Annotated in this window: 21 protein-coding genes; all 21 read right to left on the reverse strand. The window is 70.8% G+C overall.

Translation table 11 applies throughout. The features are described from left to right. Nucleotides 1-6: 6 nt before the first annotated feature. The 21 genes from trpA to AC25YV_RS06925 all read right to left on the reverse strand — a co-directional run bounded on the left by trpA (nucleotide 7) and on the right by AC25YV_RS06925 (nucleotide 19,257). Complete coding sequence (trpA, locus tag AC25YV_RS06825; protein ID WP_488123087.1) at nucleotides 7-813, reverse strand: tryptophan synthase subunit alpha; 807 nt, start codon at nucleotides 811-813, stop codon at nucleotides 7-9. Next, entirely contained in the window at nucleotides 810-2,066 is a 1,257-nt protein-coding gene (gene trpB, locus AC25YV_RS06830) for a tryptophan synthase subunit beta (protein ID WP_488123088.1), read from the reverse strand. The genes trpA and trpB overlap by 4 nt, the downstream gene beginning before the upstream one ends. After that, nucleotides 2,063-2,839, reverse strand: coding sequence for an indole-3-glycerol phosphate synthase TrpC (gene trpC / locus AC25YV_RS06835; RefSeq protein WP_488123089.1), 777 nt, complete (start codon nucleotides 2,837-2,839; stop codon nucleotides 2,063-2,065). The genes trpB and trpC overlap by 4 nt, the downstream gene beginning before the upstream one ends. Nucleotide 2,840: 1 nt before the next feature. Then, nucleotides 2,841-3,071: a DUF6704 family protein gene (locus tag AC25YV_RS06840; RefSeq protein WP_488123090.1), complete on the reverse strand. Its 231-nt coding sequence runs from the start codon at nucleotides 3,069-3,071 to the stop codon at nucleotides 2,841-2,843. Nucleotides 3,072-3,114: 43 nt separating this feature from the next. Next, a complete protein-coding gene (locus AC25YV_RS06845) occupies nucleotides 3,115-3,717 on the reverse strand; it encodes a Trp biosynthesis-associated membrane protein (protein WP_488123091.1) in 603 nt (200 codons plus the stop codon). Continuing rightward, nucleotides 3,714-4,079 carry a phosphoribosyl-AMP cyclohydrolase gene (gene hisI / locus AC25YV_RS06850; protein WP_488123092.1) on the reverse strand — a complete coding sequence of 122 codons (366 nt, stop codon included), beginning with the start codon at nucleotides 4,077-4,079 and terminating at the stop codon, nucleotides 3,714-3,716. The genes AC25YV_RS06845 and hisI overlap by 4 nt, the downstream gene beginning before the upstream one ends. Next, complete coding sequence (gene hisF / locus AC25YV_RS06855) at nucleotides 4,076-4,864, reverse strand: imidazole glycerol phosphate synthase subunit HisF (RefSeq protein ID WP_488123093.1); 789 nt, start codon at nucleotides 4,862-4,864, stop codon at nucleotides 4,076-4,078. Before hisF ends, hisI begins: the two co-directional genes overlap by 4 nt. Continuing rightward, nucleotides 4,864-5,706, reverse strand: a complete 843-nt coding sequence (gene hisG, locus AC25YV_RS06860; RefSeq protein ID WP_488123094.1) for an ATP phosphoribosyltransferase — start codon at nucleotides 5,704-5,706, stop codon at nucleotides 4,864-4,866. The genes hisF and hisG overlap by 1 nt, the downstream gene beginning before the upstream one ends. Nucleotides 5,707-5,751: 45 nt before the next feature. Continuing rightward, complete coding sequence (locus AC25YV_RS06865) at nucleotides 5,752-6,015, reverse strand: phosphoribosyl-ATP diphosphatase (RefSeq protein ID WP_488123095.1); 264 nt, start codon at nucleotides 6,013-6,015, stop codon at nucleotides 5,752-5,754. A gap of 16 nt (nucleotides 6,016-6,031) precedes the next feature. Then, nucleotides 6,032-6,703: a ribulose-phosphate 3-epimerase gene (gene rpe, locus AC25YV_RS06870; RefSeq protein ID WP_488123096.1), complete on the reverse strand. Its 672-nt coding sequence runs from the start codon at nucleotides 6,701-6,703 to the stop codon at nucleotides 6,032-6,034. 13 nt (nucleotides 6,704-6,716) lie between these two features. Further along, entirely contained in the window at nucleotides 6,717-8,087 is a 1,371-nt protein-coding gene (locus AC25YV_RS06875; protein WP_488123097.1) for an RsmB/NOP family class I SAM-dependent RNA methyltransferase, read from the reverse strand. Continuing rightward, nucleotides 8,084-9,007 (reverse strand): methionyl-tRNA formyltransferase, encoded by a 924-nt coding sequence (gene fmt / locus AC25YV_RS06880; protein WP_488123098.1) that lies wholly within the window; start codon nucleotides 9,005-9,007, stop codon nucleotides 8,084-8,086. Before fmt ends, AC25YV_RS06875 begins: the two co-directional genes overlap by 4 nt. A 7-nt stretch (nucleotides 9,008-9,014) precedes the next feature. Next, the gene (locus AC25YV_RS06885) at nucleotides 9,015-11,006 is read right to left on the reverse strand and encodes a primosomal protein N' family DNA-binding protein (protein ID WP_488123099.1); all 1,992 of its coding nucleotides are present in this window, start codon (nucleotides 11,004-11,006) and stop codon (nucleotides 9,015-9,017) included. Further along, entirely contained in the window at nucleotides 10,978-12,171 is a 1,194-nt protein-coding gene (gene metK, locus AC25YV_RS06890) for a methionine adenosyltransferase (RefSeq protein ID WP_488123100.1), read from the reverse strand. Before metK ends, AC25YV_RS06885 begins: the two co-directional genes overlap by 29 nt. 102 nt (nucleotides 12,172-12,273) lie before the next feature. Then, a complete protein-coding gene (rpoZ, locus tag AC25YV_RS06895) occupies nucleotides 12,274-12,531 on the reverse strand; it encodes a DNA-directed RNA polymerase subunit omega (protein ID WP_376125986.1) in 258 nt (85 codons plus the stop codon). A 96-nt stretch (nucleotides 12,532-12,627) separates the two neighbouring features. After that, a complete protein-coding gene (locus tag AC25YV_RS06900; protein WP_488123101.1) occupies nucleotides 12,628-13,215 on the reverse strand; it encodes a CoA-binding protein in 588 nt (195 codons plus the stop codon). Next, nucleotides 13,212-14,549, reverse strand: coding sequence for an O-acetylhomoserine aminocarboxypropyltransferase/cysteine synthase family protein (locus tag AC25YV_RS06905; RefSeq protein WP_488123102.1), 1,338 nt, complete (start codon nucleotides 14,547-14,549; stop codon nucleotides 13,212-13,214). Before AC25YV_RS06905 ends, AC25YV_RS06900 begins: the two co-directional genes overlap by 4 nt. Then, entirely contained in the window at nucleotides 14,546-16,585 is a 2,040-nt protein-coding gene (gene acs, locus AC25YV_RS06910) for an acetate--CoA ligase (protein ID WP_488123103.1), read from the reverse strand. The genes AC25YV_RS06905 and acs overlap by 4 nt, the downstream gene beginning before the upstream one ends. A gap of 1 nt (nucleotide 16,586) precedes the next feature. After that, on the reverse strand, nucleotides 16,587-17,405 hold the full coding sequence (locus AC25YV_RS06915) for an ABC transporter permease (protein WP_488123104.1): 819 nt from the start codon (nucleotides 17,403-17,405) through the stop codon (nucleotides 16,587-16,589). After that, nucleotides 17,402-18,436, reverse strand: a complete 1,035-nt coding sequence (locus tag AC25YV_RS06920; RefSeq protein WP_488123105.1) for an aliphatic sulfonate ABC transporter substrate-binding protein — start codon at nucleotides 18,434-18,436, stop codon at nucleotides 17,402-17,404. The genes AC25YV_RS06915 and AC25YV_RS06920 overlap by 4 nt, the downstream gene beginning before the upstream one ends. Further along, nucleotides 18,433-19,257, reverse strand: coding sequence for an ABC transporter ATP-binding protein (locus tag AC25YV_RS06925; protein WP_488123106.1), 825 nt, complete (start codon nucleotides 19,255-19,257; stop codon nucleotides 18,433-18,435). Before AC25YV_RS06925 ends, AC25YV_RS06920 begins: the two co-directional genes overlap by 4 nt. Nucleotides 19,258-19,320 lie beyond the last annotated feature (63 nt).

Here is a 19,320-nt window from a genome sequence, read left to right on the forward strand (position 1 = left end):
GCGAGTTTAGTTGTCGCGACCGACGGTCGTGACCGTACCGGCGGTGAGTGCGCGTGTCTCGGTCGCGAGGCCTTCGAGTCCACTGTCGCGCAGGGCGCGTACGAGGGCCGTTCCGACGATCGCGCCGGCCGCGTACTCGACGACACCGGCTACCTGATCGGCTGTCGAGATGCCGATTCCGACGCACGCGTGACCGGCTCCCCTGGCCTGCAGGCGCTCGACGAGCGTGCGAGCAGCGGCGTCCAGCTCAGCCCGCTCCCCCGTGATGCCCATCGTCGAGACGGTGTAGATGAAGCCCGTCGAGTTCTTGACGATGAGGTCGAGACGCTCGTCGGTGGATGTGGGTGCGGCGAGGAAGACGCGGTCGAGGCCCGTGCGCTCGCTCGCAGCGATCCACTCGGTCGCGGCTTCGGGCGTGATGTCCGGCGTGATGAGACCTGCCCCGCCTGCGGCGACGAGATCATCGGCGTAGCGGTCGACGCCGTACTGCACGACCGGGTTCCAGTACGTCATGACGAGGACGGGGACATCGACACGTGCCGTGATCTCGCGGATCGCCGTGAACGTGTCGCGCAGACGGAATCCCGCCGCCAGGGCCGTCTGGGTGGCTTCCTGGATGACGGTGCCGTCCATGACGGGATCGGAGTACGGAGGGCCGAGCTCGATGATGTCGGCACCGTTCTCGGCGAGGGTGACAGCGGCTTCTATGCTCGCCTGCAGATCGGGGAACCCGAGCGGCAGGTAGCCGATGAACGCTCCGCGGCCTTCAGCGTGAGCCTTGTCGATCGCGGCGGCGACCCGCGACGCCGTCACAGCTCGACCCCGTCGCCCTTGGCCGATTCGGCGGCGGCGGGTGCGTCCACGGGCGATTCCTCGTCGTACAGCTCGAAGTAGCGGGCGGCGGTGTCCATGTCTTTGTCGCCGCGGCCGGACAGGTTGACGGCGAGGATCGCATCCGGACCGAGCTCGCGTCCGATGCGCAGGGCCCCCGCGAGGGCGTGCGCGGATTCGATCGCCGGAATGATGCCCTCGGTGCGCGACAGGAGACGCAGCGCCTGCATCGCCTCGTCGTCGGTCGCGGGGATGTACGTGGCCCGCCCGATGTCGGCCAGCCACGCGTGCTCGGGGCCGACGCCCGGGTAGTCCAGTCCCGCGGAGATGGAGTGGGACTCGATGGTCTGGCCGTCTTCGTCCTGCAGCACGTACGTCTTCGCGCCGTGCAGCACGCCGGGACGGCCTCGTTCGATGGATGCCGCGTGCCGGTCGGTGTCGACACCGTCTCCGGCCGCCTCGACGCCGTACAGGCGGACACCCTCGTCATCGAGGAACGCGTCGAACATGCCGATCGCGTTGGAGCCCCCGCCGACGCACGCGAGGACGGCGTCGGGCAGTCGGCCCGTCTCATCGAGGAGCTGCTGGCGCGCCTCTTCGGAGATGACCTTCTGGAAGTCGCGCACCATGGCGGGGAACGGGTGCGGGCCTGCGGCCGTGCCGAAGACGTAGTTCGTGTTCTCGACCGTGGCGACCCAGTCGCGGTAGGCGTCGTTGATGGCGTCTTTCAGCGTGCGCGAACCCGTCGTGACGGGGATCACCTCGGCGCCGAGCAGCCGCATGCGAGCGACGTTGAGCGCCTGGCGCTCGGTGTCGACCTCGCCCATGTAGATCGTGCAGTCGAAGCCGAACAGCGCGGCGGCGGTCGCCGTGGCGACGCCGTGCTGTCCCGCGCCGGTCTCGGCGATGACGCGGGTCTTGCCGAGACGCTTCGTCAGAAGCGCCTGGCCGAGGACGTTGTTGATCTTGTGCGAGCCGGTGTGGTTGAGGTCCTCGCGCTTGAGGAAGATGCGCGCTCCCCCGGCGTGCTCGGCGAACCGAGGCACCTCGGTGATGATCGAAGGACGGCCGGCGTACGTGTGGAGCAGGCGCACGAACTCGGCGTGGAACGCGGGATCGGCCTTCGCGGCGTCGTACTCGGCTGTCAGCTCGTCGATCGCCGCGATGAGCGACTCGGGCATGTAACGGCCGCCGAAATCGCCGAAGAAGGGGCCGGCTGCCGCCCGCAGACTCATGAGCCCGCCTCGAGGAACGCCTGAAGCGTCGAGACGGGGTCATTCGTCACGAGCGCTTCGCCGACGAGCACGGCGTCGGCGCCCGCGGACCGGTAGTGGGTGACGTCGTCGGGTGAGAGGACGGCGGACTCGGCGATCTTGATCGCGTCGGCCGGGATCCGGTCGACGAGGCGGCCGAACAGGTCGCGGTCGAGTCCGAAGTTCGACAGGTCTCGCGCATTGACGCCGATGAGACGTGCGCCGAGCTCAGCCGCTGTGTCGACCTCGCCCGCGCTGTGCGTTTCGACGAGCGGGGTCATGCCGAGTTCGAGCACGAGGGCATGCAGGCGCGTCAGAACGGGCTGGGCGAGAGCCGCGACGATGAGCAGCACGAGGTCGGCACCCGACGCGCGCGCTTCGAGCACCTGGTACTCGGTCGCGATGAAGTCCTTGCGCAGCACGGGCACCTGCACGGCGGACTTGACGGCCTCGAGGTCGGCGAGGCTGCCTTTGAAGCGACGTCCCTCGGTCAGGACCGAGATGGCGGATGCACCGCCCTCCTGGTAGCGCAGAGCCTGCAGGGCGGGGTCGGGGATCGCCGCGAGGTCACCACGCGAGGGGCTGGCGCGCTTGACCTCGGCGATGATCTTGACGCGGTCGGCCGGCGCGAGCGCGGCGAGGGCGTCACGAGCGGGCGGCTGGATGAGGGCGTCTCGCTCGACGACCGCGAGGGGTCGCGCAGCAGCGCGAGCCTCTGCATCCTGAACCGCGCCGGCCGTGAGATCGGCCAGCACCTCAGTGGGCCTTCGGCGAGTACTTCGGGCCGTTGACGCCGTAGCCGACCTTGGCCATGACCCATCCGACGATGAGCCCGACGACCAGGAGCGCCGCGGAGGCCCACACGAGGGCGGGCATGTCGAGGACGAAGAAAACGACGCCGAGAGTGACCGCGACGAGCATGATCACGACGGCCGTCCAGGCGGCGGGCGAGTGTCCGTGGCCGGGGTCGCCGATGTTGGTGCTCATGGATCTCCTCCGAAATAGGCGCGGGTCGACGTCAGTCTATCGGTCAGGTCGTCGGATCCTCGCCACGAGAAAGGCCGTCCCAGTCGTCGATCGCGTCGTGCGGGCGCGATCCCGCGCTCGTCGCCGTCGCACGCCCGGGAGTGTCGCCCGTCGTGTAGCGGCGCCCCGCGCCTTTCCAGCGGTGCGCCGTGGCGATCGTGAAGACCCCGGCGATGAGCAGCACGACCCAGCAGACGAGCGTCACGGCGGGCCACACAGAGACCTCGACCGTCTCGACGAGGCCGGCCACGGCCTTCTCGCCCGTGATGCCGGTCGCTTCGGTCACGGTCGAGGCGACGTGGGAGGTCTGCGGGCCCGTCACGACGGCTGTGGTCAGCACCAAGAGGATGCCGGCGAGCACGACCGTCAGTGCTCCGAACATGTACCGCAGCACCCGGCCGACGACCGACAGGGCGGCGCCGAGCGCGAGAACGGCGAGACTGAGCGGGGCGAGAACGGGGATCGCCGAGGCGCCCGGGACGGGCAGCGTGTGATGCGCGCCGTCGGCGAGCACGACGGTGAGCCAGGTCTGCGTGGAGGCGATGACTCCGATCGCTCCGGGCAGGAGCGTCGAGAGGATGGCGACGAGGCGCGCGCGGCTGATCATTCCGCGGGGCCGTCCGCGACGAGCGGGGCGAGGTCGTCGGCATCGAAGCACGTTCGCGTGCCCGTGTGGCAGGCGGGGCCCACCTGTTCGACGGTGAGCAGGATCGCGTCGCCGTCGCAGTCCAGGCGCGCGCCCTTCACGAGTTGGATGTTGCCCGACGTGTCGCCCTTGCGCCAGTACTCGCGCCGCGAGCGCGACCAGAACGTGACACGCCCCTCGGTGAGCGTCCGCCGCAGCGCCTCCTCATCCATCCAGCCGAGCATGAGCACTTCGCGCGTGTCCCACTGCTGCACGATGGCGGCGACGAGGCCGTCATCGGTGAAGGTGACACGGTCGAGCCGGGGATCGCGTTCGTGCGTCATGAGGCGACCTCGCGCACCGGGATGCCCTCGGCCACCATCGCCGCCTTGACGTCGCCGACGGTGAGCTGGCCGGAGTGGAAGACGGATGCCGCCAGCACGGCGTCGGCGCCTGCGGCGATCGCTGGCGCGAAGTCGGCCGCCCGGCCCGCACCGCCCGAGGCGATGACGGGCACGCTCGAGACCTCGCGCATGAGCCGGACCAGTTCGAGGTCGAACCCCTCACGTGTGCCGTCGGCGTCGATCGAGTTGACCAGCAGCTCGCCCGCGCCGCGCTCGATCGCTTCGCGCGCCCACTCGAGGGCGTCGAGCGTCGTCGCCGTGCGCCCACCGTGCGTCGTCACGACGAAGCCCGAGGGCACGAGGTCGGCCAGCTCGCCGGTCGCGCGCGCGACGTCGAGCGACAGCACGAGCACCTGCGCGCCGAAGCGATCCGCGATCTCGTCGATGAGGCCCGGGCGTGCGATCGCGGCGGAGTTGACGCCGATCTTGTCGGCGCCCACGGCCAGAAGCCGCGCGACGTCGTCGACCTGACGCACTCCCCCGCCGACCGTGAGCGGAATGAAGACCTCTTCGGCCGTGCGGCGCACGACGTCGTAGGTCGTCGCGCGCTCGTCGATGGTCGCGGTGACGTCGAGGAACGTCAGCTCATCGGCACCCTGGCGGTAGTACTCGCGTGCGAGTTCGACGGGGTCGCCCATGTCGCGCAGGTTCTGGAAGTTGACGCCCTTCACGACGCGACCCGCGGCCACGTCGAGACAGGGGATGACGCGGCAGACGACGCTCATCACAGCCTCGCGTTGTGGATCGCCGTCACGAGGATCGCACGGGCGCCGATCGCATACAGGGCATCCATCACCTGGTTGACGCCCTGACGCGCGACCATGACGCGCACGGCGACCCACCCGGGGTCGCGCAGGGGTGAGATCGTCGGTGACTCGACGCCACCGGCGACCGCGACGGCCTCATCGACGAGGTGGGCCGGCAGGTCGTAGTCGACCATGACGAAGCGGCGGGCGACCATGACGCCGCGCAGACGCCGCAGGAGGGTCTGGGTGCCGGGTGCCTCGGCGGGCGAGGTGATGAGCACGGCTTCGGACTCGAGGATGACGGGCCCGAAGATCTCCAGGCCCGCCTGACGCAGCGTCGTGCCCGTCGAGACGACATCGGCGATGGCGTCGGCCACGCCCAGCGCGACGGCGGATTCGACGGCGCCGTCGAGCGGCACGAGGTCGACGGCGATGCCGTGGTCATCGAGGAAGGCATCGACGAGACCGGGATAGGCCGTCGCGACGCGTGCGCCCTCGAGGTCGTGCACGCTCGCGAAGCGTCCGGGCGGACCCGCGAAGCGGAACGTCGAACCGCCGAAGCCGAGAGCCTCGACTTCGACCGCACCCGGCATGCGCGCATCGAGCAGCAGGTCGCGGCCCGTCACGCCGACGTCGAGGGCTCCGGAGCCGACGTAGGTCGCGATGTCCTTGGGGCGCAGGTAGAAGAACTCGACTTCATTGGTCGGGTCGATGACGTGCAGGTCTTTCGGGTCGCGGCGACCGGTGTAACCGGCCTCGGCGAGCATCTCGGTCGCGGTCTCGGCGAGCGAGCCCTTGTTCGGCACGGCGATTCGCAGCATTTCAGATGAGCTTTCTCATGTCGCAGATGACGGGTGGAGGCACGCTCACAGATGTCGGTAGACGTCCTCGAGCGTCAGTCCCTTCGCGAGCATGAGCACCTGCAGGTGATAGATCAGCTGTGAGATCTCTTCGGCCGCGGCGTCGTGCGACTCGTACTCGGCAGCCATCCACACTTCGGCCGCCTCTTCGACGATCTTCTTGCCGATCGCGTGTACGCCGGCATCGAGCTGCGCGACCGTCCCCGATCCTTCGGGGCGCTCGGCGGCCTTCGCCTGGAGCTCAGCGAACAGGGCGTCGAACGTCTTCACCATGCCAGGGTACCTGTCAGTGGCGGTGGGTCGCCGCCGCGGCGGCCGCGCGCAGCTTCGCAATGGCGGCATCCGGATCCGATGCGCCGAACACGGCGGATCCTGCGACGAAGGTGTCCGCCCCCGCTTCGGCGGCCTGCGCGATGGTCGCGTCGCCGATTCCGCCGTCGACCTGCAGCCACACGCTGGATCCGCGGCGGCGTGCTTCGTCGGCGAGGCGGCGCAGCTTGGGCATCATCTCGGGCATGAACGACTGACCGCCGAAGCCCGGCTCGACGGTCATGACGAGGATCTGGTCGAACTCGTCGAGCAGGTCGAAGAGGCCCTCGACGGGTGTCGCCGGCTTGACGGCGACGCCTGCCCGTGCGCCGATGTCGCGCAGGCGCCTGGCGAGCGCGACCGGCTCTGCCGCCGCTTCGAGATGGAACGTGACGGATGCCGCACCCAGCTCGGCGTACTCCGGCGCCCAACGATCGGGGTCGCTGATCATGAGGTGCACGTCCAGCGGGACGGGACTCGTCGCCTGGATGCGCTCGACCATCTGGGGGCCGAACGTGAGGTTCGGCACGAAGTGGTTGTCCATGACGTCGACGTGCACGAAGTCGGCCGCGTGGATGCGCGCGAGCTCGGCTTGCATGTTGACGAAGTCGGCGGCGAGGATGCTGGGGTTCACGCGGATGTCGGGCACCGCTCCATTATGGTCAGAGCCGGCGAAGCAGCGAGATCGACATGGCGTCGGTGTTGTGCCGGTGCGGCCACAGCTGCGCGCGCAGACTGCCGTCGGCCTGCGGCAGCAGGTCGGGATCGCCGACGGACGCCGCCGTCACGGCATCGCGGGCCGAGAGCTCCTCGACCGCGTCACCCCATTCACGGCGGACTTCGGCGACGACGCCGGCCGTTTCGGCGAGGTGGGGCGAGCACGTCACATAGGCGACGATCCCGCCGGGCCTCAGGGCGCCGATCGAGGCGGAGAGGAGCTCGCGCTGCAGCTCCGACAGATCGGGCACATCGGAGGGCGCCTTGCGCCAGCGCGCCTCGGGGCGCCGGCGCAGCGCGCCCAACCCTGTGCACGGCGCGTCGACGAGGATGCGGTCGTACGTGTCGCGGGCTTCGGCCGCGCGGATCCGTCCGTCCTGCTCAGAGACCGGCACGTCCAGGGGAATCCCCGCGACGGCCTGGCGGACCAGACCCGCGCGCGCCGGGGCGATCTCGTTCGCCTCGAGGCGTGCTCCGTGGGTGAGAGCCTCGGCAGCCAGCAGCGCGGTCTTGCCGCCGGGCCCGGCGCACAGATCCAGCCACCGCTCCCCCGGCTCGATCGGCGACGCGTGGGTCAGCGCGAGGGCCGCGAGCTGCGACCCTTCGTCTTGCACGCGGATGCGCCCCTCGGCGGCGCGGATGATGCCTTCGGGGTCGCCGCCGGACAGGCGGAAGCCGTACGGCGAGTACGGCGTGCGGCGCGCGTCATCGGGAACCTCGGCGAGCCCCGGTAGGGCCGCCATGGTGACCCGCGGCGAGACGTTGTCGGCGGTGAGGAGCGCCTCGAGCTCGCCGGCGCGTCCTTCCGCAGCCAGGGCGCGGCGCAGAGCCCGCACGACCCAGACGGGGTGCGCGAACAGCAGGCCCAGGCGCTCGTCGTCGGAGCGGGCCGTGTCGGCGACGCGCATCATCCAGTCACCGGGGGTCTCCCGCGAGACGCGGCGCAGGACGGCATTCGCGAATCCGGCGGCACCGCGTCCTGCCGCATCGCGTGCAAGCTCGACCGACTCGTTGACGGCCGCGTGCGATGCGACGCGGGTCGACAGCAGCTGGTGCACGCCGAGCCGCAGCGCGTCGAGCACGGCGGTGTCGATCTCGTGCACGGGCCGGTCGGCGGCGAGGGCGATGATCGCGTCGTAGGTGCCCTCGCGGCGCAGCGTGCCGTAGGTCAGTTCGGTGGCCAGCCCCGCGTCGGCGGTCGACAGGCCCGCGCGGGCGATCGAGGCGGGCAGCAGCAGATTGGCGTACGCGTCGGACTCGTGCACGGCGCGGATCGTCTCGAAGGCGACGCGGCGGGCCGGCTGCACGCGGCTCATGAGGCGACCACCGGCTGGACGCCGCGCAGACCCCGCCACCAGTCGGCCGCGCGCATCGCGCCCTTGCCGGCGGGCTGGATCGTCTCGAGGAGGACGGGCCGTGAACCCGTACCCACGACGACGTCCTTGCCGTGTGCGCCGAAGACGCCGGGGGCGAGGTCAGGCGCGTCGTCGGGCGCGGGGGCGGCGGCGAGGATCTTCAGGCGCGCTCCGCCGATCGTCGTGTGCGCGCCGGGCTCAGGGGTCACGCCGCGGATGCGGTTCATGACGGCGTCGCGCGTCTCGTCCCAGCGGATCCTGCCGTCGTCGTCGGTGAGCTTGGGAGCGTACGAGGGGTTTCCGGTCTGCGGCGTCGCGACGGCGGTTCCGGTCTCGATCGCGTCGACGAGCTCTCGCAGCAGGTCGGCGCCGTCGTGCGCGAGTTCGTCGAGGAGCGATCCGGCCGTCGCATCGGGGCGGATGGGGTGCGAACGCTCGGCGAAGACGTCGCCCGCATCGAGAGCCGCGACGAGCTGGAACACGCTCGCTCCGGTTCGGTCATCGCCCGCGATGAGTGCGCGCTGCACGGGTGCCGCCCCGCGCCAGCGCGGCAGGAGCGAGAAGTGCAGGTTGATCCAGCCGTAGCGGGGTGTCGACAGCAGAGGCTCGCGGACGAGTCCGCCGTAGGCGACGATGACTCCGAGATCGGGCTCGAGCGCTGCGATCTGCGCGGTGGCCGCGTCGTCGAGCCGGTCGGTGCGCAGCACGTCGAGGCTGAGGTCGCGGGCGGCTGCGGTCACGGGCGACGGCGTCAGCGTGCGCTTGCGCCCGAGCGGTGCGTCGGTGCGGCTCACCACGAGCGCGATGTCGTGGTGCGAGGCGGCGAGTGCGCGCAGGGACGGTACGGCGGGCGCGGGCGTGCCCGCGAAGACGAGGCGCATGGTCTCCTCACAGATCGAGATCGGGCACGTCGACCCGAACTCTGAGTGTATTGCGGGCGGCGGGATTGCGGCCTTTGGCGGCCTTGCGCGCGCTCAGCGCATTGGCGACGACGGCGGCGCGCAGTGCTTCGGTGACCGCTGCGCCACTGCCGTAGTCGAAGCGCACGAGGGCGCGGACGCCTTCCTCGCGCGGCACGGGGCCGAGCACCGACGAATCGTCGAGTGTCGGCACGGCTGCGCGCACCGAAGTGATGGCCGTCTCGACGGCCGTGCGCGGGCCCTCGAGCGCGGCGACGCGCACGGTGGGCGGCATCCGCAGGGCGGCCCGGTCGGCGAGCTCGCCGCGCGCGTAGGCGGGCTGCGACCATGTCGCGAGGGCGCGGGCGACGGCTCCGGCGACGCCCACGAGGTGCACGGGCGCCTTCGGCTGGGCGAGAGCTGCCGCGTTGGACCACCAGCGCAGACACGACTCGCCGATCCGCAGGGCTTCGGCCTGCAGCATGCGGTCGCCGTCGAGCAGGATGACGGCGCGGTACCCGCCGTCGGCGATCGGCTCGGCGCCGCGCGTCGCGACGACGAGGGCGGGGCGTGCGTCGACGCGCATAACGGGGTGGTCGCCGTCGGCGACGATGATGCGCACGCCGGGGAAAGCGCGGCCCAGTTCGTCGGCCGTGCGCTCACTGCCCGACGAGGCCATACGCACGGTCGTTCCGGCGCAGTCGGGGCATGTCCACGCCTGCGCCCGGCGCCCGCACCAGCCGCACACGGGAACGGCGCCGTGCGACTTGGCATGCAGGGGTCCGCCGCAGTGCGCGCATCGCGCGGCGTGGCGGCATCCGGCACAGACGAGCACGGGGGCGTAGCCGGGGCGGGCCACCTGGACGAGCACGGGGCCGTCGACGAGGGCTTCGCGCGCCGCGGCGAACGCCGATGAGGGCACGCGGGCGCCCTGCGACTCGCCCTCGCGCGTGGCGCTCAGCACGACGCGCGGGCTGCTCTTGCGGGCGGGAGCGACCTCGCGCACCCAGTCGAGCGAGACGAGGCGTTCGACGTCGGTCGTGCGCGTGTGTCCCGCGAACACGAGAGCGGGACTGTCGAGCTCCTGCCGGATCAGAGCGGCATCGCGGGCATGGACGCCGGGGCTCAGCGGCTCGCCGAGCAGCGGATCGCCGTCGTCCCAGATGGCGATGAGGCCGATCTCGTGCACGGGCGCGTACACCGCCGACCGGTTGCCCAGCACGATGCAGGGCACGTCGGTCAGGGTGCGAAGGAACGCGGCGTATCGCGCGGGCGAGGACTGCCGCGCGTCGACGGCGACGATGGCGTCGGGCGCGACCAGGTCGGTGAGGGCGGCGGCGAGCTGATCCTGATCGCGGTGATCAGGCACGACGAGCACGGCGCTGCGACCCGCCGCGAGCGTGTGCGCGGCAGCGGATGCCAGCAGCACGGCCCACGACCCCACGGTCGTGCCGTCCGAGAGCCGGGCAGGGTGGGGCGGGGCGGTGAGGGCGACGCGCTCGCCCGCGTCGAGCGCGTCAGCGAGCCCGGGGTACACGTCAAGCGCCGGGAGTGCGTCGGCGGTGACCTCGGCGGCGACGGGGCGGGCGGCGGCGAGCCAGGCCTTCTCGGCCCGCACCATGCGCTTGGGGATCGCCAGGCGCAGGATGTCACCGGCCGAGCCCGCCGCGCGATCGGCGGCACGTCGGGCGAGGGCGTAGAGCCGCGGGGGCAGCACCGGCACGGTCGACACGACGGCGTCGAGTTCGGACAGCGGGCGCTCGGGGTCGTCGGATTCGGCCACCTCGACGAGATAGCCGTCGATGACGCGGCCCGCCGTGCGCAGGGGCACCCGCACGCGCGCACCGGCGACGGCGTCGTCGATGAGGTCCCTCGGGATCTCGTAGTCGAAGAGCCGGTCCAGCTGCGGCAGCGGCGAATCCAGCAGCACCCGCGCGACGCGGCGCGTCACGTCAGAGTCCGGCGGCGCGCCGGAGGTCATCGACGCGGTCGGTGCGCTCCCAGGTGAAGTCGGGCAGCTCGCGCCCGAAATGCCCGTACGCGGCCGTCTGCGCGTAGATCGGGCGCAGCAGGTCGAGCTGCTCGACGATCGCTCGCGGACGCAGGTCGAAGACCTCGAGGATCGCCCGCGTCATCGCTTCGTCTGAGACCCGACCCGTGCCGAACGACTCGACGTAGAGCCCGACCGGCTTGGCTTTGCCGATCGCGTAGGCGATCTGCACCTCGAGGCGGTCGGCGAGCCCTGCCGCGACGGCGTTCTTGGCGACCCAGCGCATGGCGTAGGCGGCCGAGCGATCGACCTTCGACGGGTCTTTGCCGCTGAACGCACCGCCACCGTGGCGCGATGCCCCGCCGTACGTGTCGATGATGATCTTGCGGCCCGTGAGCCCGGCATCGCCCTTGGGTCCGCCGATCACGAACGGGCCCGCGGGATTGATGTAGAACTTCACGTCGGAGATGTCGAGCCCCGTCGCCTCGAGCACGGGGTCGATGACCTCGGCCCGCACGGCGGCGCGCAGCGCCTTCTGCGAGATGTCGGGGTTGTGCTGCGTCGACACCACGACCGACTGAACGGTGCGCGGCGTGCTCCCCTCGTAGCCGAGGGTCACCTGCGTCTTTCCGTCGGGGCGCAGGAACGGCAGCGCGCCCGAGCGTCGCACTTCGGCGAGGCGCTCGGCCATACGGTGTGCCGTCCACGCCGCCATGGGCATGTACTGGGGGGTTTCGTTCGTCGCGTAGCCGAACATGATGCCCTGGTCACCCGCGCCCTGCAGGTCGTGCGGGTCGTCGGAGCCGCCCTCGCGCCGTTCGAACGCCTTGTCGACGCCGGCCGCGATGTCGGAGGACTGCGCGCCGATCGACACGCTCACGCCGCACGATTCGCCGTCGAAGCCCGTCTCGCTCGAGGTGTAGCCGATGCGGTTGACCACGTCGCGCACGATCGCCGGGATCTCGACGTACGCCGACGTCGACACCTCGCCCGCGACGTGCACGAGCCCCGTTGTGACGAGCGTCTCGACGGCCACGCGCCCGTTCGGATCATCGGTGAGGATCGCATCGAGGATGCTGTCGGAGATCTGGTCGCAGATCTTGTCGGGGTGGCCCTCGGTCACGGACTCGGACGTGAACAGGCGCAACTCGGTCATGATCCTCCAGATCGGGGCGGGGGCGGACACCAGTATGCCCCCGGGTGCGGACATCGCATCATCGGGGGCATCGGGCCGTCACACAGACGGCGGAGGTGTGTCTTACTCCTCGTGGCGCAGGCGCAGCTTGTCTTCGTGGATCTCGTGCAGCGCGATCGTGAGCGGCTTGTCCTCGACGTTCGAGTCGACGAGCGGGCCGACGTTGTCGAAGAGGTTGCCCTCGTGCAGGTCGGAGTAGTAGTCGTTGATCTGGCGCGCGCGCTTGGATGCGTAGATCACGAGCTGGTACTTCGAGTCGACCTTCCCGAGCAGCGAATCGATGGGGGGATCGATGATCCCCTGGTTCTTCGTTCCGGCCATGGCGGAATCCTTTCGAAGCGGGTGGATGTCAGCGGTGGATGTCTGGGGCAGCGCGCCGAGCGCGCATGCATCCGACCATTCTATCCGACATGCGGGTCAGCGCGCCGTCACCTGGCGTTTTGATGAGATGACGCCCGTATCGAAGCCCGCCAGGCGCAGTCCGCCGTGGAAGCGGGCGTGCTCGATCTTGACGCAGCGGTCCATCACGACGCGGAGCCCGCCCGCCTCGGCGATCGCGGCAGCCTCTTCGTGCCATGAGCCCAGCTGCAGCCACAGCGTCTTCGCGCCGACGGCGACCGCTTCGCGTGCGACCTCGGGCAGATCGTCGTGCTTACGGAAGACATCGACGATGTCGGGGGCGACCGGCAGATCGGCGAGTGAGGCGTAGACGGGCCGGCCGAGGATCTCGGTCGCGCGCGGATTGACGAAGTACACGTCGAGGTCGGACCCGCCCAGCAGGTACGAAGCGACGAAGTAGCTCGCCCGCGCACGGTTCTCCGATGCTCCGACGATCGCGATGGAGCGAGCGTGGCGCAGCAGGTCGTGGCGCTGCGCCGCAGACGGCTCGTGCCACGTGCGTGCGACGTGCGCGGCCGGGGCGGCGGCGGGCAGCGCACAGGCAGCCGGCACCGCGGCGGGCGCGGGCAGAGCGCACGCATCGGGCTGATCGAGTCGCGCGGTCATCGCGGCAGTCCTGTCGCTCGGGTGAGGGCCTGATCGAGATCCCAGAGGATGTCCTCGGCGTCTTCGAGACCGACCGAGATGCGGATGAGGTCGACGGGAACGCCGGCTGCGGCGAGCTGATCGGGGGTCAGCTGCTGATGCGTCGTCGATGCGGGATGGATGACGAGCGTGCGCGCGTCGCCGATGTTCGCCAGGTGCGACGCGAGCTGGAGCGCATCGATGACGGCCTCCCCCGTGCTCCGTGCCGCGTCGAGGCGCTCGTCGCCCGACGCGAACTCGCCCGACGGTGTCACCCCGAACGCGAACACCGCGCCAGGCCCCAACGGCAGGTACCTGCGCGCGCGGTCGTGGTGCGGGTGACCCGCAAGTCCGGCCCAGGTGACGTACGAGACGCGGGGATCGGAATCCAGCCACTCCGCCACGACGCGGGCGTTCGCGAGGTGCGCGTCCATGCGCTGCGGCAGCGTCTCGACGCCCTGCAGCAGCAGGAAGGCCGACTGCGGGCTGAGTGCGGGACCGATGTCGCGCAGCTGTTCGGTGCGCAGCTTCGTGAGGAAGCCGTACTCGCCGAAGTTGTCCCACCAGCGGATGCCGCCGTACGACGGCACGGGCTCGGTCATCTGCGGGAACTTGCCGTTCCCCCAGTCGAACGTGCCCTTCTCGATCACGACACCGCCGAGGGTCGTGCCGTGACCGCCGAGGAACTTCGTCACCGAGTGGATGACGATGTCCGCGCCGTGCTCGAGGGGGCGGGACAGATACGGCGTCGCGAGCGTCGCGTCGACGACGAGCGGAATGGATGCCGCGTGGGCGACCTCGGCAAGGCCCGCGATGTCGGCGATCTCGCCCGACGGGTTGCCGATCATCTCGACGTAGAGCACCTTCGTCTCGGGGCGGATGGCGGCGGCGAAATCCGCAGGGTCGTCCGACGCGACGAAGGTCGTCTCGACACCGAAGCGCCGAAGGGTCACGTCGAGCTGCGTCACGGTGCCGCCGTACAGCTGTGCCGAGGCGACGACGTGGTCGCCCGCGCCCACGAGCGCGGCGAACGTGATGAACTCGGCGCTCATGCCCGACGCCGTCGCCACGGCGCCGATCCCGCCTTCGAGCGATGCCAGACGCTCTTCGAGCGCCGCGACGGTCGGGTTTCCGATGCGGGAGTAGATGTTGCCGTACTTCTGCAGCGCGAACAGGTTCGCGGCATCCGTCGCATCGTCGAACACGAACGACGTGGTCTGGTAGATCGGCACGGCGCGGGCGCCCGTCGAGGCGTCGGGGGTTCCGCCGGCATGCAGGGCACGGGTGCGGAATCCGAAGCGGTGGTCGTCGGTCATGTCTTCTCTCGGTGTGCGGGGCGGGGCGATGGTGACGCAGAGGCGAGCACGTCGGCGATCTGGGCGACGCTCCAGGGGTTCTGCAGCGAGGTGGTGTCGCCGAGGGGCGCGGGAATGTGCCCCGCTCGACGATCCCGCTCAGCCTGCCACAGCTGTGCGAGCAGGCGCCGAAGGATCTTTCCCGAGCGGGTCTTGGGCAGTTCGGGCACGACGTAGAGGTGCCGCGGCTTCGCGATCGGACCGATCTGCCGCGCGACGCCGTCGCGCAGCCGCGCCGGCTCTAGGTCGGCCCTGTCCGAGGCGACGACGAACGCCGCGACCGCGTGGCCGGTCACCGGGTCGTCGACGGCTGTCGCGCCGGCTTCGCCGACGCCCTGCTGCGAGACGAGAGCAGACTCGATCTCGATCGTCGAGAGGCGATGCCCCGAGACGTTCACGACGTCGTCGAGGCGACCGAGGATCCACACGTGCCCGTCGCCGTCGACGGTCGCACCGTCACCGGCGACGTAGTAGCCGCCGTGCGCACCGTGCCCCGCGAAGCGCGCCCAGTACGCATCGCGGTAGCGCTCGGGATCTCCCCACACGGTGCGGGCCATGCCGGGCCACGGTCGTCGCACGACGAGCGTGCCCGACCTGCCGGGCGTCACCGGGTCGCCGGCGTCGTCGACGACGGCCGCGTCGATTCCCGGCAGCGGAACGGTTGCCGAACCCGGCTTGAGCATTGTCGCCCCCGGCAGCGGCGCGATCATCGCGGCACCCGTCTCGGACTGCCACCACGTATCGACGACGGGCACGTCGTCACGGCCGAAGGTGCGCCGGAACCATACCCACGCTTCGGGGTTGATCGCTTCGCCGACCGTGCCGAGCAGGCGCAGCGACGTCAGGTCGTATTCCGCCGGCAGGTCATCGCCGAACCACGACATGAAGGTGCGGATGAGCGTGGGCGCGGTGTAGTAGACCGTGACCCCGTAGCGCTCGATGATCTCGAGATGCCTCTCGCGGTGCGGTGCATCCGGTGTGCCCTCGTAGATCACCTGCGTCAGGCCGTTCGACAGCGGACCGTACAGCTCGTACGTGTGCGCCGTGACCCACGCGAGATCGGCGGTGCACCAGTGCACGTCGTCGGGTTTCGCGTCGAAGTGCGCCCAGTGGGCCCAGCTGGCATGCGCGAGGTATCCGCCCGACGTGTGGACGAGGCCTTTGGGGCGCCCTGTCGTGCCGGAGGTGTAGATGATGAAGAGCGGATGCTCCGCCTCGAACGAGACTGCATCGTGCACGTCGCTCGCGGTGTCGACGACGTCGTGCCACCACACGTCGCGGCCGGCGGTCCACGGGACGTCCTGCCCCGTGCGCCGCACCGTGAGGACGTGCCGGACGTGGTCCAGACCATCGACGGCCGTATCGGCGGCCGACTTCACCTCGACGGCTGACCCCCGACGGAACTGGCCGTCGGATGTGACCAGGAGCGCCGCCCGGGTGTCCTGCAGGCGGAATCGCACGGCCTCGGCAGAGAAGCCGCCGAAGACGAGCGAGTGCACGGCGCCGATGCGCGCGCACGCGAGGGCGACCACGACGGTTTCGATCAAAACCGGCAGATACACCACGACCCGGTCTCCGGGCTCGATGCCCAGACCCAGAAGCGCGTGGGCTACGCGCGCGACTCGCCGCTTCAGATCTGCGTACGTGACGCTCATACGGTCGCCCGGTTCGCCTTCGAAGTGCAGCGCGACGCGCTCGCCGCGACCGGCCTCGACATGACGGTCGACGCAGTTGTACGCGACGTTGAGCCGCCCGCCGGTGAACCATCGGGCAGCGGGGACCGAGAGGGTGCCGTCGGCACGCGTGACGGGTGGCTCCCACTCGAGGGGCGTATGCCAGGGCGCATCCCACGTCAATCGGTGCGCGGCCTCCTCCCAGAAGGCCGTGGGATCGGCGGCGGCGCGCGCGTAGGCCTCGTCGCCGAGGTTGGCCTGAGCGCGGAACGCGTCACCGGGCGGATAGGTTCGTCGTTCGACGAGCCGCGTCTCGGTCGTCACCTCAGGCCCACTTCTTGAGCAGGTGCTTCTGCACGATGCTGAGGATGCCGTTCGTCACCGCGCCCAGCAGCGCGAGCAGCACGATCGCGAGCAGGATGCGGTCGACGCGGCCCGTGCTCTGAGATTCGGTCAGCAGGAACCCCAGCCCCATCGAGGCGGCGATCAGTTCGGCAGCCACGAGGAAGAGCCACGCCTGCGCCATGGCAAGACGCAGTCCCGAGACGATCGAAGGAACGACGGCGGGCAGCTGCACGACGCGCAGCAGGTGCCACCCGCGCAGTCCGAACGAGCGGCCCATCTCGATCAGGTGGGGGTCGACGTGGCGCAGCGCCGAGCCGACGGTCGTGAAGACGGGGAAGAACGCGCCGATCGCGATGAGGGCGACCTTGGAGTCTTCGCCGATCCCCATCCACAGCAGCAGCAGCGGCACGAGGGCGAGGGAAGGGATGGCGCGGAGGGCAGCGAGGGTCGGGCTCAGCAGCACGTCGCCCGCGCGGGTGAGACCGACGAACGCCGCCGCGACGAGGCCGGCGAGAGCGCCGATCGCGAAGCCGAGCAGCACGCGCTGCACGGAGATGGCGATGTGCAGCCAGAGCACGCCGCTGTCGAGCATCTCGACGGCGGCCTGGAAGACCGTGGCGGGTGCCGGCAGCCGGTGCGGTGGCAGCACGCCCGTCACGGTGACCGCCTGCCAGAGCGCGAGCAGCGCGAGCGGCACGACGAAGCCGCCCGCGACGCGCACGACGCGGCGGTCCCAGAACGAGCGGCCCGCAGGTGCGGCCGTGGGCGCGGCGGTGACCGCCTCAGCCAGGGCGCTCATCGCCGGTTCACCGCCTCTTCGGCGAACGTCGCGTTGATGATCGTCGCCAGCGCGTCGGTGACGGCCTGCTCGCCGCCCTGCACGGCGTCGGAGTCGACCAGGACGGGGGCGATCTTCTCGAGCACCGCGAGCTGGGCATCACCGGGGATGCCGCTCACGTCGAGGTTCGACCGCTCCTGGACGACGGTCTCGGCGACGGCGAGGTCGATGCCAGCGACCTCGGCCAGCAACGCCGCCGTCTCGTCGGGGTGGGCCAGCGCCCACGCCCGGGCCTGTTCGTACGCGTCCACGACGACCTGGGCGACGTCGGGGTGATCGGTGATGAACTCCTCGGTCGCGTTGAGGAATCCGTACGTGTTGAAGTCGACGTTGCGGTAGATCAGCTGCGCGCCGGCATCGACTTCTGCGGAGGCCATGATCGGGTCGAGCCCCGACCACGCGGCGACCGATCCCGCCTCGAGCGCGGCCCATCCGTCGGCGTGCTGCAGGTTCTGCACTTCGACGTCGGCGATGCCGAGGCCCGCGGCCTGGAGCGCCTGCAGCAGGAAGAAGTACGGATCGGTGCCGATCGTCGCCGCGACGGACCGTCCCTTCAGATCGGCGACCGAGGTGATGTCGCTGCCGTCGGGAACGACGATCGCCGACCACTCCGGCTGCGAGAAGATGTCGATGACCTGGATCGGTGAGCCGTTCGCCCGGGCGAGCAGCGCGGCTGAGCCGGCTGTCGAGCCGACGTCGATCGACCCGGCGCGCAGCAGCTCGTTGGCCTTGTTCGAGCCGGCGGACTGCACCCACTCGACCGTGACGGAGTCGCCGAGCGTCTCTTCGAGGAGCCCCTGCTCCTTGACGACGAGGCTCAGCGGGTTGTACGTCGCGAAGTCGAGCGTCAGCGTGTCGGTCGACCACCCGCCCTCCCCCGCGGTGGCCGGTGCCGCGGCGGCGTTCTCGCCCGCGACGCATCCCGTCGCGCCGAGCATGACCACGCCGGCGAGGGCGAGGACGGGAAGGATGCGGCGAAGCGGACGGTTCATGGTGTCTCCTGAGTGAGGGTGTGGTGCGTGTCGACGCCGAGCCCCTCCAGCAGCTCGGCGCGCAGGTCGGCGAGAGTGCGGTCGGAGCGGTCGCGCGGGCGGAGCCCGGGAACCGTGATGGTGCGAACGATCGACGCCTCGCCGCTGTCGGGGCCCGGCTCGATGGCACGCAGCAGCAGCACCCGGTCGGCGAGGTAGAGCGCCTCTTCGACGTCGTGCGTCACGAGCACGACCGTGGTCGGCACCGCGGCGTGCACGTCATTCAGCAGGTCCTGCATGCGCAGCCGCGTCAGGGCATCGAGCGCGCCGAACGGCTCATCGAGCAGGAGCACCTCGGGACCGCGCGCGAGGGCGCGGGCGAGGGATGCACGCTGCGCCATGCCGCCTGACACCTCACGGGGGCGCAGGTGCGCAGCCTGATCGAGGCCGACGAGCGTCAGCAGTTCGGCGACGCGGTCACGACCGGCGCGCGTGTCGGTGCGGCGGTCGAGTCCCAGTGAGACGTTCTGGGCGAGCGTGCGCCAGGGTAGAAGTCGCGGCTCCTGGAAGGCGACGGCCGTCGTGCCGGCCACCTCGACGACGCCCGCGGTGGGTGCGTCGAGCCCGCCGATGAGGCGCAGCAGCGTCGACTTCCCGCAGCCGGACGGACCGACGATCGCGAGGATCTCGCCGTCTCTGAGGTCGATGTCGATGTCGCGCAGGACGGTGCGCGGCGTTCCACGCCCGGCGAAGGTGCGCCCGACGCCCGCAAGGCGGACAGCCGGAGCGCGGTCCACCGCGACGGTGGCCGTCTGACGAGGCGCGAGCAGGGTGCTGGACATGCACTGATGGTTTCGGAGGTGCCCCCCAGAACGAAGCCGCGCGTAATGTTCTGCAACGAGAGC

The sequence above is a fragment of the Microbacterium sp. Y832 genome (assembly GCF_057669765.1).